This window comes from Nocardioides daedukensis (assembly GCF_013408415.1).
GTDB lineage: Bacteria > Actinomycetota > Actinomycetes > Propionibacteriales > Nocardioidaceae > Nocardioides > Nocardioides daedukensis.
In genome coordinates, this window is sequence record NZ_JACCAA010000001.1 from 2,434,650 (window position 1) to 2,449,920 (window position 15,271).

At 67.8% G+C, this 15,271-nt stretch carries 14 protein-coding genes; 11 read left to right on the forward strand and 3 right to left on the reverse strand.

Features of this window, described 5'->3' with window-relative positions:
* Positions 1–13: 13 nt before the first annotated feature.
* On the reverse strand, positions 14–610 hold the full coding sequence (locus tag BJ980_RS12070; protein WP_179502518.1) for a TetR/AcrR family transcriptional regulator: 597 nt from the start codon (positions 608–610) through the stop codon (positions 14–16).
* 182 nt (positions 611–792) lie between these two features.
* Here BJ980_RS12070 and BJ980_RS12075 point away from each other — a divergent pair, with 182 nt between their 5' ends.
* The 3 genes from BJ980_RS12075 to BJ980_RS12085 all read left to right on the forward strand — a co-directional run bounded on the left by BJ980_RS12075 (position 793) and on the right by BJ980_RS12085 (position 4,524).
* Positions 793–2,883, forward strand: a complete 2,091-nt coding sequence (locus BJ980_RS12075; RefSeq protein WP_179502519.1) for a carbon starvation CstA family protein — start codon at positions 793–795, stop codon at positions 2,881–2,883.
* A complete protein-coding gene (locus BJ980_RS12080; protein WP_179502520.1) occupies positions 2,880–3,053 on the forward strand; it encodes a CstA-like transporter-associated (seleno)protein in 174 nt (57 codons plus the stop codon). Before BJ980_RS12075 ends, BJ980_RS12080 begins: the two co-directional genes overlap by 4 nt.
* An 88-nt stretch (positions 3,054–3,141) precedes the next feature.
* The gene (locus BJ980_RS12085) at positions 3,142–4,524 is read left to right on the forward strand and encodes an NAD-dependent malic enzyme (RefSeq protein WP_179502521.1); all 1,383 of its coding nucleotides are present in this window, start codon (positions 3,142–3,144) and stop codon (positions 4,522–4,524) included.
* A 150-nt stretch (positions 4,525–4,674) separates the two neighbouring features.
* Here BJ980_RS12085 and BJ980_RS12090 read toward each other — a convergent pair whose 3' ends face one another.
* The gene (locus BJ980_RS12090) at positions 4,675–6,675 is read right to left on the reverse strand and encodes an MMPL family transporter (protein ID WP_179502522.1); all 2,001 of its coding nucleotides are present in this window, start codon (positions 6,673–6,675) and stop codon (positions 4,675–4,677) included.
* A 151-nt stretch (positions 6,676–6,826) separates the two neighbouring features.
* On the opposite strand from BJ980_RS12090, the gene BJ980_RS12095 reads away from it, so the two are divergent.
* The gene (locus tag BJ980_RS12095; RefSeq protein WP_179502523.1) at positions 6,827–7,573 is read left to right on the forward strand and encodes a maleylpyruvate isomerase N-terminal domain-containing protein; all 747 of its coding nucleotides are present in this window, start codon (positions 6,827–6,829) and stop codon (positions 7,571–7,573) included.
* Positions 7,574–7,588: 15 nt separating this feature from the next.
* Here the strand turns inward: BJ980_RS12095 and BJ980_RS12100 are convergent, their stop codons facing one another.
* Positions 7,589–8,173: a hypothetical protein gene (locus BJ980_RS12100; RefSeq protein WP_179502524.1), complete on the reverse strand. Its 585-nt coding sequence runs from the start codon at positions 8,171–8,173 to the stop codon at positions 7,589–7,591.
* A 108-nt stretch (positions 8,174–8,281) separates the two neighbouring features.
* Between BJ980_RS12100 and BJ980_RS19470 the strand changes: the two genes are divergently transcribed.
* The 7 genes from BJ980_RS19470 to BJ980_RS12135 all read left to right on the forward strand — a co-directional run bounded on the left by BJ980_RS19470 (position 8,282) and on the right by BJ980_RS12135 (position 15,254).
* The gene (locus BJ980_RS19470) at positions 8,282–9,748 is read left to right on the forward strand and encodes a fatty acid desaturase (RefSeq protein WP_179502525.1); all 1,467 of its coding nucleotides are present in this window, start codon (positions 8,282–8,284) and stop codon (positions 9,746–9,748) included.
* Positions 9,748–9,939 carry a ferredoxin gene (locus tag BJ980_RS12110; RefSeq protein ID WP_179502526.1) on the forward strand — a complete coding sequence of 64 codons (192 nt, stop codon included), beginning with the start codon at positions 9,748–9,750 and terminating at the stop codon, positions 9,937–9,939. Before BJ980_RS19470 ends, BJ980_RS12110 begins: the two co-directional genes overlap by 1 nt.
* 41 nt (positions 9,940–9,980) lie before the next feature.
* Positions 9,981–10,565, forward strand: coding sequence for a TetR/AcrR family transcriptional regulator (locus BJ980_RS12115; RefSeq protein ID WP_179502527.1), 585 nt, complete (start codon positions 9,981–9,983; stop codon positions 10,563–10,565).
* 17 nt (positions 10,566–10,582) lie between these two features.
* Entirely contained in the window at positions 10,583–11,818 is a 1,236-nt protein-coding gene (locus BJ980_RS12120) for a M15 family metallopeptidase (RefSeq protein ID WP_179502528.1), read from the forward strand.
* A gap of 21 nt (positions 11,819–11,839) precedes the next feature.
* Positions 11,840–12,811 carry an NADPH:quinone oxidoreductase family protein gene (locus BJ980_RS12125; protein ID WP_218855496.1) on the forward strand — a complete coding sequence of 324 codons (972 nt, stop codon included), beginning with the start codon at positions 11,840–11,842 and terminating at the stop codon, positions 12,809–12,811.
* A 62-nt stretch (positions 12,812–12,873) separates the two neighbouring features.
* The gene (locus tag BJ980_RS12130; RefSeq protein ID WP_179502529.1) at positions 12,874–13,275 is read left to right on the forward strand and encodes a DoxX family protein; all 402 of its coding nucleotides are present in this window, start codon (positions 12,874–12,876) and stop codon (positions 13,273–13,275) included.
* A gap of 35 nt (positions 13,276–13,310) precedes the next feature.
* Complete coding sequence (locus BJ980_RS12135; RefSeq protein WP_343047799.1) at positions 13,311–15,254, forward strand: M13 family metallopeptidase; 1,944 nt, start codon at positions 13,311–13,313, stop codon at positions 15,252–15,254.
* Positions 15,255–15,271: the final 17 nt, after the last annotated feature.

A 15,271-nucleotide genomic window follows, 5' to 3' on the forward strand; every position in this document is an offset into this window, starting at 1 on the left:
GGGAGCTCGGGGCTCAGCAGGACAGGACGCCGCGAAGGGTGTCGAACGCCTCGAAGTAGGCGGCGTCCAGCTCGCGGCGGCCCGTGGTGTCGGACAAGACGTCCTCGAGGGCGACGTCGAAGAGGCACGCCAGGACGTTGATCAGGATCCGCGCCCGATGCCTGCCGAAGTCCTGTCCCTCGCGGTCGAGGATCAGGTCGGTGAACAGCTCGGTCACTGCGTGGAATCGTTCGTGCACCGCCAGCAGGAGGCGGGGGTTGGTCTTGAAGATGCGTCGGGCGACCAGGGCCTCGTCGCGGTCGAAGCCCTTGATGTCGACCATTGCGGCGATCAGGACCTTGATGTCGGCGATGAAGTCGCCGTTCGGCCCACCCGCCCGGAACGTCTCGATGACCTGGTCCGGAAGCTCGGGGCCGGGGCCGAGTACGGCGTCCAACTTGCCGGGGAAGTAGTTGAACAGGGTCCGGCGCGAGACCTGGGCAGCCTCGGCGAGCTCGTCCATCGTGAAGCCGTCGAAGCCGCGCTGATCGGTGAGTTTCTGGGCGCAGATGGTGATGCGGTGGGTCGTGGAGACCTTCCGCTTCTCGAGCGTGTTTGCACTTTCACTCACGAAGTGCAGTTTTGCACTTGCTCCAAGAGAGTGCAATTGCACGGCTGTGTGACCCTGCTCTCGCGTGGCACCCGCCCGATGTCCTCTCTTGCGGGTCTCTTGTGCCGACCACACCCCCTGCGAGAGATTGGTGACGGTCCGTGACCTTGGGCCGACTCTCGGGACGACGAAAGACGCGCGACATGACGATGCATCAGGAATCCACCCGCAAGCTCGACCCGAAGTCGACCGCGATCTGGGTCGCGGTGGCGGTCGTCGGCGCGGTCTGCTGGTCGGTCCTCGCCCTGTCACGCGGCGAGGAGGTCTCGGCGCTGTGGATCCTGTTCGCGGCGCTCTCGTCCTATGCGATCGGCTACCGGTTCTACGGCCGCTTCATCGCCCGACGAGTCCTCGAGCTGGATGACACCCGAGCCACTCCCGCCGAGCGCCTCGAGGACGGCGTCGACTTCGAACCGACCGACAAGCGGGTGCTCTTCGGCCACCACTTCGCCGCCATCGCCGGTGCCGGCCCACTGGTCGGACCGGTGCTCGCCGCCCAGATGGGCTATCTGCCAGGGACGATCTGGATCATCGTTGGGGTGCTCCTGGCGGGCGCCGTACAGGACATGGTCATCCTCTTCTTCTCGATGCGTCGCGACGGCAAGTCGCTGGGCCAGATGGTCCGCGAGGAGATCGGCGTGGTCGGCGGCATCGCCGCACTGATCGCCGTCTTCGCGATCATGATCATCATCCTGGCCGTGCTCGCACTGGTCGTCGTCAACGCCCTGGCCGAGTCCCCGTGGGGCGTCTACTCCATCGGCCTGACCATCCCGATCGCGCTGTTCATGGGCTTCTACCTGCGCCACTTCCGCCCGGGCCGGGTGCTCGAGGTGACGATGATCGGCGTCGTACTGCTCCTGCTCGCGATCTTCACCGGGCAGTACGTCGAGGAGATGGGCCTGGGCGGTGCGCTCACCCTCGACAAGGAGACGTTGACGCTCTGCCTGATCGGTTATGGCTTCGTCGCCTCGATCCTGCCGGTGTGGATGCTGCTCACCCCGCGTGACTATCTCTCCACGTTCATGAAGATCGGCGTGATCGTGCTGCTCGCGATCGGGCTGATCCTCGCCGCGCCGACCCTCTCGGCACCGGCCGTCTCCGACTTCGCGACCAGCGGCGAGGGGCCGGTCTTCGCCGGGAAGCTGTTCCCGTTCGTCTTCATCACCATCGCCTGTGGGGCGCTGTCCGGCTTCCACGCCCTGATCTCGTCTGGCACGACTCCCAAGATGGTGAAGAAGGAGTCGCACGTCCTGCCGATCGGCTACGGCGGGATGTTGATGGAGTCGTTCGTCGCCATCTCGGCGCTGATCGCGGCCTGCGTGATCGACCAAGGTCTCTACTTCGCGATGAACGCCCCGGCCGGCGCCACCGGGGGCAACCCGGAGGCAGCGGCCGAGTTTGTCCGCACCCTGGGCTTCACGATCAGTCCCGGAGACCTGTCTGCCGCGGCGGCCGCGGTGGAGGAGTCATCACTGATCTCCCGCACCGGTGGCGCGCCCACCCTGGCGGTGGGGATCTCGCAGATCCTGCACGAGGCGTTCGGCGGCAACCTGGCCGCTTTCTGGTACCACTTCGCGATCATGTTCGAGGCGCTGTTCATCCTTACCGCGGTCGACGCCGGCACCCGTGTCGGCCGGTTCATGCTGCAGGACACCGTCGGCAACTTCTGGCCGAAGTTCGGAGACGTCTCCTGGAAGCCGGCGGCCTGGTCGGCCAGTGCCGTGGTGGTCGGCCTGTGGGGCTACATGCTCTATGTCGGGGTGACCGATCCGCTCGGTGGCATCAACCAGCTCTTCCCGCTCTTCGGCATCGCCAACCAGCTGCTCGCGGCCATCGCGCTGACCCTGGCCGTGACCCTGCTGATCAAGCACGGCAAGGCGAAGTGGGCCTGGGTGCCGGGGATCGGTCTGGCTTGGGACCTGATCGTCACGATGACGGCCAGCTGGCAGAAGGTGTTCAGTGACGATCCGCGGATCGGCTACTTCCAGCAGGCCTCGGACTATCGCGCCGCCCGCGACGCCGGGGAGGTGCTCGCGCCGGCCACGAACGCCGACCAGATGGACCAGGTGATCAACAACTCGATCCTCAACGGCTCACTGCAGGCGGCCTTCGCGCTGCTGGTGATCGTGGTCGTGCTCAACGCCGCGGTGGTGGTGGTCCGGACCCTGCGAACCGGTGGCGCCGTGCCCACGACCGAGACGCCGAAGGTCACCTCGGAGCTGGTTGACGCATGAGGCTCTTCGACGAGGTGAGACGTCTGTGGCGCGAGGCGTCGGGCCAGGAGCGCTGGGAGCGGTACGTCGTACGCTCGCGCGCCGCAGGCCTGGAGCCGATGTCGCGGCGGGACTGGGAGCGACGCCGCAGCGATCATCGCGACGCGCACCCCGAGGGGCGCTGCTGCTGAGCTGCCCGGTTGAGTGGTTGAGGTCGCTGGTTGAGGTGGTTGGCCGAGTGACTTGCTGGTAACCCGCTGCCGGGAGGAAGGTTGGGACATGGCCGCCACACCGTCGTCGTACTCGATCACCATGCGCCTCTACACCGCGCCCGACCACGGAGTCGTCGGCACCGTCGCCACCGGACTGGCCGAGGCCGGCGGGATCGTGACCGCCATCGACGTCGCCGAGTCCAGCCACGACCGCCTGGTCGTCGACGTCACCTGCTCGGCCTCCGACGAGGACCACTCCAAGGCCCTGGTCAGGGTGGTCCGCGGGATCCCCGGCGTCGAGGTGCACAAGGTCTCCGACCGCACCTTCCTGATCCACCTCGGCGGCAAGATCGAGGTCAGCTCCAAGGTCCCGCTGAAGACGCGCGACGACCTGTCGATGGCCTACACCCCAGGTGTGGGGCGGGTGTCGATGGCGATCCACGAGAACCCCGAGGACGTGTCTCGGCTGACGATCAAGGGCAACTCGGTCGCCGTGGTCACCGACGGCTCCGCGGTCCTGGGCCTGGGCAACATCGGTCCGGGCGCCGCGCTGCCGGTGATGGAGGGCAAGGCGGCGCTGTTCAAGAAGTTCGCCAACATCGACGCCTGGCCGATCTGCCTGGCCAGCCAGGACACCGACGAGATCGTCAGGGCCGTCGAGATGATCGCCCCCGGCTTCGGTGGGATCAACCTCGAGGACATCGCCGCGCCGCGTTGCTTCGAGATCGAGGCCCGGCTGCGCGAGTCCCTCGACATCCCGGTCTTCCACGACGACCAGCACGGCACCGCGATCGTCGTACTCGCAGCCCTGACCAACGCGCTCCGGGTGGTCGGCAAGGAGATCGCCGACATCCGCATCGTCGTGGCGGGTGGTGGTGCCGCGGGATCCGCGATCACCGCGCTGCTGCTCGCCGGCGGCGCCAAGGACGTCGTGGTCTGGGACCGCGAGGGCCTGCTTTGTTCGGACAACACCGAGCTGGCCGCGGCCAAGCTCGACCTGGCCCGCCGTACCAACCCGAACCTGCGTCGTGGTGGCCTGCAGGAGGGTCTGGAAGGCGCGGACGTCTTCATCGGCGTCTCCGGGCCGGGCGTGCTCAAGCCCGAGTGGATCTCCACGATGGCCGAGGGCTCGATCGTCTTCGCACTGGCCAACCCGGATCCCGAGGTCGACCCTGCCGAGGCGTCGAAGTACGCCGCCGTGGTGGCATCGGGCCGCTCGGACTACCCGAACCAGATCAACAACGTACTCGCCTTCCCCGGTGTCTTCCGGGGCCTGCTCGACGCCCGCGCCAGCGAGGTCACGATGGATATGCTGCTCCGTGCGGCCGAGGCGATCGCGCACGTGGTCACTGACGACGAGTTGCACCCGAGCTTCATCATCCCGAGCGTCTTCCACCCTGACGTACCGAAGGCTGTTGCCGCCGCGATCAGCGGCAAGCCGCGCGACTGACGCGTCGCGGGTAACTGATGCGTTGGGGCTGGGCGCTGGGGTAACTGATGGTTTGGGGGCGAGCGCGCCGGTAACTGATGGTTTGGGGGCGGGATCGACGGGTTTTGGACCCGCAACACATCAGTTAGTCACCCCCGAGCTCCCAACCCATCAGTTGCCGACTGGCTCCTGAGCAATCTTCGCGGTCACCTTTCGCGGCCACCAGAACCGGTCGCCGAGCTGCAGGGCCAGCGCCGGGACCAGCACCGTACGCACGAGCAGCGTGTCGAGCAGGACACCGATGCAGATCACCACGCCCAGCTGGGCCAGCACCACCAGCGGCAGCACCCCGAGCACGGCGAAGACGGCAGCGAGCAGGATGCCGGCACTGGTGATCACACCGCCGGTGGCGGCGAGCGCGCGCAGCATCCCTTCGCGGGTGCCGTGCGTCAGCGCTTCCTCGCGCGCCCTGGTGACCAGGAAGATGTTGTAGTCGACGCCCAGCGCGACCAGGAACAGGAACCCGAACAGCGGCACGTCCACGTCCAGCGCGTCGAAGCCGAGCACGCCGGTGAACAGCCACCACGAGCTGCCCATCGCGGCGGCGAACGTGCCGACCACGGTCGCGACCAGGAGCAGCGGCGCGACCACCGAGCGGAGCAGGACCAGAAGCACACCGAGCACGAGCAGCAGGATCAGCGGGAGGATCAGCGCCTGGTCCCGCTCGGCACCTTCCTGGGCATCGATCTCGGTGGCGGCGTTCCCGGTGACGTGGGTGTCCTTGAAGTCGCCGAGCCGCTCGCGCAAATCGGAGATCGCCGTGGCGGCCTTGTCGGTCGAGGGTGCCGCGTCGAGGACCACGTCGATCTGGGTGATGCCACCCGCGGAGGTTCCCGGGCGGGCCGAGGAGACGCCGCTGGTCTCCTTGATGGCGGCCACGACGTCGTCCGCGTTGTCGCGGGTGAGCACCTGGGTCGGGTTCGACGTACCGGCCGGGAACGACTCGGCCAGCCTCTCGCCGGCAGCGATCGACTCCGGGCGGTCGAGGAACTGGTCGGACTGGCGCAGGCCGGTGTCGACCTGCAGCAGTCCGGCGGCCATCACGCCGAGCACGACCAGCGCGCCGACGATGAAGGCTGCCGGTCGTCCAGCGACGGTGTTGCCGACCTTGCGCCACCAGGAGTCGGTCTCGGTGAGCACGGCGTCGCCCTCGCGGGGCACGATCGGCCAGAAGATCCAGCGGCCGAAGAGCACCAGGGTTGCCGGCAGCACCACGAGCACGAACGTCGCCGCGACCACGATGCCCACGGCGCAGGCCAGGCCCAGGCCGCGGGTGGTCGGGGTCAGCGAAAGCAGCAGGGTGAGTAGCCCGGCGACCACGGTGCCGGCGCTGGTCAGCACCGCTTCGGCCGTACGTCGTAGCGCGAGGCGCATGGCCTCGGCCCGGTCGGCGTGGGTCTTGAGCTCGTCGCGATATCGGCTGATCAGCAACAGGGCATAGTTCGTCCCTGCGCCGAAGACGAGCACCGACAGGATCCCGACCGTCGACTCGTTCCAGGCGACGCCGAGGGTGGCCATCACCTGGGTCGCGAGCAGCGCGGCGAGCCGGTCGGCCAGGCCGACCACCAGCAGCGGCACCAGCCACAGGAACGGGCTGCGATAGGTGATCACCAACAGGATCGCGACGACCGATGCGGTGACGGCCAGGAGTCGGGTGTTCGCGCCCTGGAAGACCTGGGCCAGGTCGGCCTCGATCGCGGCGGGGCCGGTCACCTGGGCGGTGACGCCTTCGGGCACCTGCTTGTCGAGACGTTCGCGCAGGTCGGTGACGAAGGCCTCCACGTCGGTGGCCGAGGCGCCGGTGACCGGGACGATGGCGAACGCGGCCGTGCCGTCCTTGGAGAACTGCGGCGGCGGGCCCTGGGCCAGATCCTTGATCGCCGCCTGGTCCAGCTTGCCCTCGTCTGCGGTGAACAGGGCGATGGCGACCGACGAATCCTCCTCGGGCAGCTTGTCGCGCAACTCGGTGGCCAGGGTGCTGTCCGCACCACTCGGCATGTCGTCGGTCGGTTTCTGGGTCCGCTCGCCCTCGCCGAGGACACCGAAGACGAGTCCAGCAAAGATCAGAGCCAGGAGTACGACGGCCCAGCTGCGGCGAGGGTTGGTGAGCATGTGCAGAAGCGTACGCAGTGCCTCGACATGTCTCGTGACGCAGCGCGACGTCAACAACTGCCGACTCGGCGGGGGCAGCGGCGTCAACAACTGCCGGGTCGGCGAGGAAATGTCGCGCGCGCAATGAGCAACGACCTGCCACGCTTGGCCCATGGCCCCCACTGACCTCTCACTGGCCGATCACCTCGACGGGCTGCGCACGGCACACCTCGCCTTCGTCCGCGGCGCGGAACGGGCCGGGCTGCGCGCCGGCGTACCCACCACCCCCGACTGGACCGTGCGCAAGCTGATCGCGCACCAGGGGATGGTGCACCGGTGGGCGACCGCGATCATCCGCGGCGAGCAGGCCGACCCGGACCGGTTGCGCGAGCAGGGACAGGTCTCGCCGGAGCCGCTCGAGTGGCTCACTGACGGGGTCATCGACCTCGCCGCCGCGATCACCGCGGCGCCCGAGGACCTGGACGTGAGCGTCTTCCTCGCTGACGCCCCACCGGCCAAGCGCTTCTGGGTCCGGCGGCAGTGCCACGAGACGACTATCCACGCGGTCGACGCGCTCTCCGCCGCGCTGGGCCGGCACCCGCGCGCGGCTGACACCTGGATCACCGATGACATCGCACTGGACGGGATCGATGAGCTGTTGACCGGGTTTCTGCCGCGGCCCAGGTCACGGCTGCGCAGCCAGGATCCGCTGACCATCGCGGTCTCACCCACGGGCACCGAGGCCGGTTGGGAGCTGCGGGTGGGTGTGGATGTGCCGGTGGCGGTGCGTACGTCGTCCCCTGACGGTGACATCGTGCTCGCGGGGTCCCCGGTGGCGCTCTATCTGACGTTGTGGAACCGCTCCGACGAGGTGGAGGTGCCCGAGACCTGGCAGGATGCGGCGATCACCTGGTCCTGACCGGCGGAATCGTCGTCAGCGCCACATGCTCAGTCGATCCAGGGCTTGGGGGCCTTCTGTCTGAGTGGGCACCCCTGGCGCAGGAGCCTCAATCCGGGAACTCCACTCGACGAAGACCAACACAAGCACCACGAACGAAGCCAGGATGCCTGCGGCAACGAGGCCGCGGCGCCGGGCTGGGAGCAGCAAGATCCCTGCGGCCAGGAGCACCCCACCAGCGAGGACGCTGGCTCCGACGTACAGCTGTGCCTTGTCGACACACTTCCGGTCAATGGCGTCCTGGTTGATAGGGACTTCGCCACCCATGAAGCCATCGCCTTTGATGAACGCGACGTCATAGGCGGAGCCACAACTGGCAGCAGGGAAGCCATCGACATTGGGCTCGTCCACCTCGAGGTCAGCAGTGAAGAGGACGGTGAAGACCACCACGGCGGCGAGGATGAGCCCCAGGCCGAGGCGTCTGGAGCGGTAGCGCGGACGAGAGCGCAACGGCCGGATCGAGGTCTCATCGCCCCGGTTCAAATCCAATGTCTTTCCCATGGTCCCCGAACTCTGACAGGCGAGACTGAGCCGCGTGGTCGTTTCTGGCGGAACGGCCACGCCTCAGAGGGGGTTGACAGGCCTCTGTTTACAATTCATGCTTGTTTGTAAAGGGACGCCTGTCACACCCATCCGCTTCAACGGCGTCCGCTTCCGAGGAGGATCGCCATGGCGACCAGGACAGCAGGAACCGTTCCCGACGGATCGACCGAGCAGTGGAAGGACAAGAAGCGCTACCTGTGGCTGATCGGCCTCGTGGTGCCCTCGCTCGCCCTGGTGGCGGTCGGGATCTTCTCGCTCACCGAGTTCACGCCGGTGCTGTGGCTCGGTCCGATCGTGATCCTGGTGATCGTGCCGGCGATCGATCTGGTCACCGGCCTGGATCGGTCCAACCCGCCGGACGACGTGATCGAGGAGCTCGAGAACGACAAGTACTACCGGTGGATCACCTACCTCTTCCTGCCGATCCAGTACGTCGGCTTCGTCGGCGCGATGATGCTGATCTCCGGCAGCACGCTGTGGGGCCTCATCGATGACCCGATGACCGTGTGGCAGAAGGTCGGCATCGCCATCTCGATCGGCTGCATCGGCGGGATCGGCATCAACACCGCCCACGAGCTCGGCCACAAGAAGGAGGCCAACGAGCGCTGGCTGTCCAAGATCGCGCTGGCCCAGGTCGCCTACGGCCACTTCTACATCGAGCACAACCGCGGCCACCACGTCCGCGTCGCCACCCCCGAGGACCCGGCCAGCAGCAGGATGGGCGAGAACTTCTACCAGTTCTGGCCGCGCACCGTCCTGGGCTCGCTGAAGAGCGCATGGAGCCTGGAGAAGAAGCGCTATGCCCGCAAGGACAAGCACCCCTTCCGCCTCGGCAACGACGTCCTCAACGCCTGGATCATGACCGCGGTCCTGTGGGGCGCACTGATCGCCGTGCTCGGCATCGAGATCGCGCCCTACCTGCTGCTCCAGGCCGTGGTCGGCTTCAGCCTGCTCGAGGTCGTCAACTACATGGAGCACTACGGCATGCTGCGCAAGAAGGTCGGCAAGCCCGGCAAGGAGCGCTACGAGCGCGTGCTGCCCAGCCACAGCTGGAACTCCAACAACATCGCCACCAACGTGCTGCTCTACCACCTGCAGCGCCACAGCGACCACCACGCCAACCCGACCCGCCGCTACCAGACGCTGCGCGACTTCGAGGAGTCGCCGGTGCTGCCGACCGGGTATGCCGGGATGATCGTGCTGGCCCTCTTCCCGCCGCTGTGGCGCAGGGTGATGGATCCCCGGGTGATCAACCACTTCGACGGCGACCTCAGCCAGGCGAACCTCCAGCCGCGCAAGCGGGAGAAGATCCTCGCCAAGTATGGCGTCGCGATGAGCCAGGCCCAGGACCGCAAGGCCGCCGACGACGCAGTTGCTGCCGCGGCCGCCGCTGCCGTCGCGCAGGTCGACGAGGTGGTGGCTGCCCAGTGCCCCGGCTGTGACTACGTGTACGACGTCAACGTCGGCGACGAGCACGAAGGGTTCGCGGCCGGAACCGCCTGGAGCGACATCCCCGAGGACTGGTGCTGCCCCGACTGCGGTGTGCGCGAGAAGATCGACTTCGTCCCCGTCAACCCGGCGGCGGTGGCCTGATGCGGATCGTGGTGGATCGCGACAAGTGCGAGGGCCTGGGCATGTGCGAGTCGATGGCACACGAGTTCTTCGAGGTCGACGACGACGACATCATGCACATCCTCGACGAGAACCCGGGCGAGGAGCACCGCAAGGAGCTGACCGCGGCGGTCAACTCCTGCCCGGTGCTCGCACTGACCCTCGAGGGGTGAGGTTTCCGCTCGGGTTCACCCGCAGTCCTAGGATTGCTGCCATGACCTCGGGTGCCGAAGCTGACGGTCCGGTGACGACGCGTGACCGGATCATCGACGGCGCCTCGACACTGACCACCGAACACGGTTGGGCCTGGGTCACCATGTCCAAGGTCGCCGAACACGTCGGGGTCAGCAGGCAGACGGTCTACAACGAGATCGGCAACAAGTCCGCGCTGGCCGAGGCGATGATCCTCGAGGAGCTCGCCCGCTTCCTCGACCTGGTCAACCACGCCTTCGACGAGCACCCCACCGAGATGGTGAACGCGATCCGTGAGGCATCGCGCGCGGTGCTGGTCTTTGCCCAGGACAACCCTCTGCTCCATGCCGTCGTCTCGGCGACGCATGGAGCAGACACCGAGCTGCTGCCACTGCTCACCACCCATTCGGAGTCGTTGCTGGGCGTGGCAAAGCTCGTAGTTGCCGAACGGGTGGCTCCTTACGAGCTGCAGCTCGCGGAGAAGCTCGAGCCCGCGATCGACATGGTCGTGCGCCTGGTCCTGAGCCACGTCATGCAGCCGTCCGGCACCCCGGACGAGACCGCCGACGACATTGCGTGGATCGCCGACCGCGTCCTTCGTTCCTGAACTAGGCTTCAGGTCTGATGGGAGCCTGGGGAGGACCGCGTCGGGGTCGCGTTGCCGCGACCCTGCTCTGTGCTGCCCTGGTGCTGGCCGCCTGTGGCGGGGACGGCAAGGATGGCAAGGACGTGGCCGACCCGAAGCCGTCCGAATCCATCGGCGCCGAGACCAGCCCGGGAGCCACCCCGACGATCCCGGTCGCCGAGCCGGAGCGGTCCGTGAAGCCTCCGGGTCCGTTGAAGGGCAGGCTGTGGCCGGCCGACATCCTGATCTACAGCCAGGACCCGCTGACCGACTACCAGGTCAAGCGGATCAAGGGCCTCAAGGGCGTTGGTGCGGCGGACGTCTTGTCGATGTCGCAGGTCTCGGTGGAGAACAAGGTCTTGTCGATCGCCGCCGTCGACCCCTCGACGTACCGCCGCTTCAACCCGGTCGCCACCGCGCAGGCTCAGGAGATCTGGGACCGAGTCGCCGGCGGCGAGGTCGCCCTGCCGCCGGACCTGGCCAAGTCGATCAAGGACAAGGACGACTACGTCAAGCTCGGCAACGACAAGTCCGCTCCACGCGTGCACATCGGCGTCTATGCCGAGCAGATCCCCAAGGTCGACCTGGTCATCAACAAGGCCTGGGCCGAGGAGCTGAAGATGGCCGAGGGCAACGCGATGCTGGTCTCCACCGGCATCAACTCCCCGCAGTCGATGCGCTCGGCCCTGCGCAAGATCCTCGGCGGCGGCGTCTCGATCCAGGACCTCGACGCGGTTGCCCGCTATGGGCTCGACCCGGACGCACAGCAGACCGCGATCCTGACCGGTGGCTCGGTGGCCAAGGCCGTCGGCTCGTTCAGCTATACCGTCCTCGAGGGCGGTCGGATCGCCCCCGACTCGGCCTGGGTCAGCGCCAACATCCGCACCGAGGAGGTCCCGATCCTCGGCCGCGTCACCTGCCACAAGGTGATGCTCCCGCAGCTGCGCGCCGCGCTCACCGAGGTGGTCACCCGCGGCCTGGCCGACAAGATCAACCCGGGCGAGTACGCCGGCTGCTACTACCCGCGGTTCATCGCCAACACCCAACAGCTCTCGCTGCACTCGTTCGGGATCGCCCTCGACATGAACACCCCGGGCAACCAGCGCGGCACGGTCGGCGAGATGGACCGCACGGTCGTGGACATCTTCAAGAAGTGGGGCTTCGGCTGGGGTGGCGACTGGTCGTTCACCGACCCGATGCACTTCGAGATGAACGCTCTGGTCAAGGCCGGCTGACCGGGTCGCTAACCTCGGGGCATGAGCATCCGCGCAGTCCAGGTGGTCACCACCGACGGTCCCGAGTCCCTTGTCATCAACGAGATCCCCGAGCCGACCCCAGGCCCGGACGAGGTTCTGGTCGACGTGCACGCCGTCGGCATCTCGTTCCCCGACCTGCTGCTCAGCCGCGGGCAGTACCAGCTCCGGCCCGAGCCGCCGTTCACCCTGGGCGTCGACTTCGCCGGCACCGTGGTCGCCGACGGCCACGGGTTCACCGCCGGGCAGCGTGTGTGCGGGGTGCTCTCCCACGGTGGAGCCGCTGAGCGGGCCACCGCACACCACAGCGTCGTCTTCCCGCTGCCCGAAGGACTCTCCTTCGAGGAAGGTGCTGCGCTGCCGATGAACTACCTCACCGCGCACTTCGCGCTGGCCGTCCGTGGCCAGCTCAAGGCCGGGGAGAGCGTCCTGATCCACGGCGCTGCCGGCGGCGTCGGCACGGCGACCATCCAGATGGCCAAGGCGTACGGCGCCCGCGCCATCGCCGTGGTCTCCACCGACGAGAAGGCCGAGATCGCCCGCCTGGCCGGGGCCGATGACGTGGTCCGCGTCGAGACCTTCAAGGACGAGGTCAAGGCCCTCACCGAGGGCAAGGGCGTCGACGTGATCCTCGACGTCGTCGGTGGCGACATCTTCACCGACTCCCTGCGCAGCCTCGCGCCCCAGGGCCGCCTGCTCGTGGTCGGCTTCGCCGCCGGCCAGGGCATCCCGGAGGTCAAGGTGAACCGACTGCTGCTCAACAACATCGACGTGCGCGGCGTCGGCTGGGGCGACTATGCGATGAAGCGCCCCGGCTACATGACCGAGCAGTGGGCCGAGATCACGCCGTTCCTGGAGAACGGTGCGATCAAGCCGCCGATCGGCAAGGTCTATGCGATGGAGGACTTCGGCCAGGCGCTGATCGACATGGACCAGCGCAAGACGCTGGGCAAGTCGGTCGTCACCCTGCGCTGAGCTCCGCTCGGGCACCCGGCGCGACAACCCGGACGCTGGTGCCACCTGCCTAGGCTGGGGCCATGAGCACTCACCTGCGCACGGCCGTCCGGATCGCACTCGGCGTGGCGATGGTCGGGGCAGGGACGCTGCACCTGACCACCCAGCGCGCGGAGTTCCAGGCCCAGGTGCCGCAGTGGTTCCCGCTCGACGAGGACTTCACCGTGCTCGCGTCCGGTGTCGTGGAGATCGGGCTGGGCGCGGCATTCGTCGCCCTGCCCGGGCGCAAGCGCCTGGTTGGCGGGTTGCTGGCCGCGTTCTTCGTGGCGATCTTCCCCGGCAACATCGCCCAATATGTCGAGGGAACCGACGCGTTCGGCCTGGACACCGATCGGGCGCGGCTGGTCCGGCTGTTCTTCCAGCCGGTGCTGGTGCTCGGTGCGCTCTTCGGTGGCGGCTGGTTGCGACGCAGGCCCCGCGGCTGAGCCTGATCGTTCAGGGCCTCGGTTAGTGTCGGGGCGTGAGCATTCTCGATGACGCCCGCCCGGGCATGAACCCCTACATCCGCCCCCAGGACGACCTGTTCGGTCACGTCAACGGCCGCTGGCTCGACGAGACCGAGATCCCCAGCGACCGCTCCAGCTGGGGCCCGTTCGTGCAGCTCGCCGACGTGGCCGAGGAGCAGGTGCGGGTGATCATCGAGGACCTCGCGGCCGCTGAGCCGTCGAAGCTCTCCGAGAGCGGCGCCAAGATCAACGCGCTGTACACCTCGTTCATGGACGTCGAGCGCGCCAACCAGCTCGCCCTGGCACCGATCCAGCCCCTCCTAGACGCGATCACCGCGGCGAAGGACACCACCGAGCTCGCCTCGCTGATCGGTGAGCTCGAGCGGGTCGGCGTGAGCGGCCTGTTCGGGTCCTACATCGACACCGACGACCGCAAGTCCGACCGCTACCTGTTCAACATCGGCCAGGGCGGGCTCGGGCTCCCCGACGAGTCCTACTACCGCGAGGAGAAGTTCGCCGAGGTGCGCACGGCGTACGTCGGCTATCTCGAGCGGCTCTTCACGATCGCCGGTCACGAGGACCCCGCGACGGCCGCCGCCGGCGTCCTTGAGCTGGACACCAAGCTGGCCAAGGGCCACTGGGAGCGCGCCGAGACCCGCGACGTGCAGAAGACCTACAACCTCACGACGTACGACGAGCTGGTCGCGCTCGCCCCGAACTTCGACTGGGCCGGCTATGTCCGCTTCCTCGGGGGCACCGAGGAGACCCTGGCCGAGGTCAACGTCCGCCAGCCCTCCTTCCTGGCCCACCTCTCCGCTGTCCTGGGCGAGGTGCCGATCGAGCAGTGGCGGCCCTGGTTGGTCACCCGCGTGCTCCGCTCGACCGCGCCCTACCTGCACGACGAGCTGGTCCAGGCCAACTTCGACTTCTATGGCCGCACCCTCAACGGCACCCCCGAGCTGCGCGCACGCTGGAAGCGCGGCGTGGCGTTCGTCGAGGGCGCGATGGGTGAGGCGGTCGGCGAGGAATATGTCTCCCGCCACTTCCCGCCGCGCTCCAAGGAGCTGATGGACGGGCTGGTCGCCAACCTGCTCACCGCCTACCGGGTCTCGATCGAGGCACTGGACTGGATGACCGAGGAGACCAAGCAGCGGGCCTACGAGAAGCTCGCGACCTTCCGGCCCAAGATCGGCTATCCGGAGAAGTTCCGCGACTACTCCGGGCTCAAGGTCTCGCCCGACGACCTGCTCGGCAACGTCGTCGCCGCGACCGCGTTCGAGACCGCACGCCAGCTCGCCAAGATCGGCTCCCCGGTCGATCGCGACGAGTGGTTCATGCTGCCGCAGACCGTGAACGCCTACTACAACCCGGGCACCAACGAGATCTGCTTCCCGGCCGGGATCCTGCAGAAGCCGTTCTTCTCCCCGGACGCGGACCCGGCCGAGAACTACGGCGGCATCGGCGCGGTGATCGGTCACGAGATCGGCCACGGCTTCGACGACCAGGGCGCGCAATATGACGGTGAGGGCAACCTCAACGACTGGTGGACCCCGGACGACAAGGCCGCCTTCGAGGTCAAGAGCAAGATGCTGATCGCGCAGTACGACGACTACTCGCCGCGCAACCTGCCCGACGAGAAGGTCAACGGCTCGTTGACCGTCGGCGAGAACATCGGTGACCTCGGCGGTCTCACCATCGGGCAGAAGGCCTATGCCATCTCCCGCAACGGCGAGGCCACCCAGGCCGACAACCAGCGCCTCTTCATGAACTGGGCCTACGTGTGGCGCACCAAGCGTCGCCTCGAGCAGGAGCGCCAGTTCCTCACCATCGACCCGCACAGCCCGCCGGAGTTCCGCGCCAACATCGTGCGCAACCTCGACGAGTTCCACCAGGCGTTCGAGACCGCCGAGGGTGACGGCCTGTGGCTCGACCCCGACCAGCGCGTGCGGATCTGGTGATGACCGGCGCCCAGCCG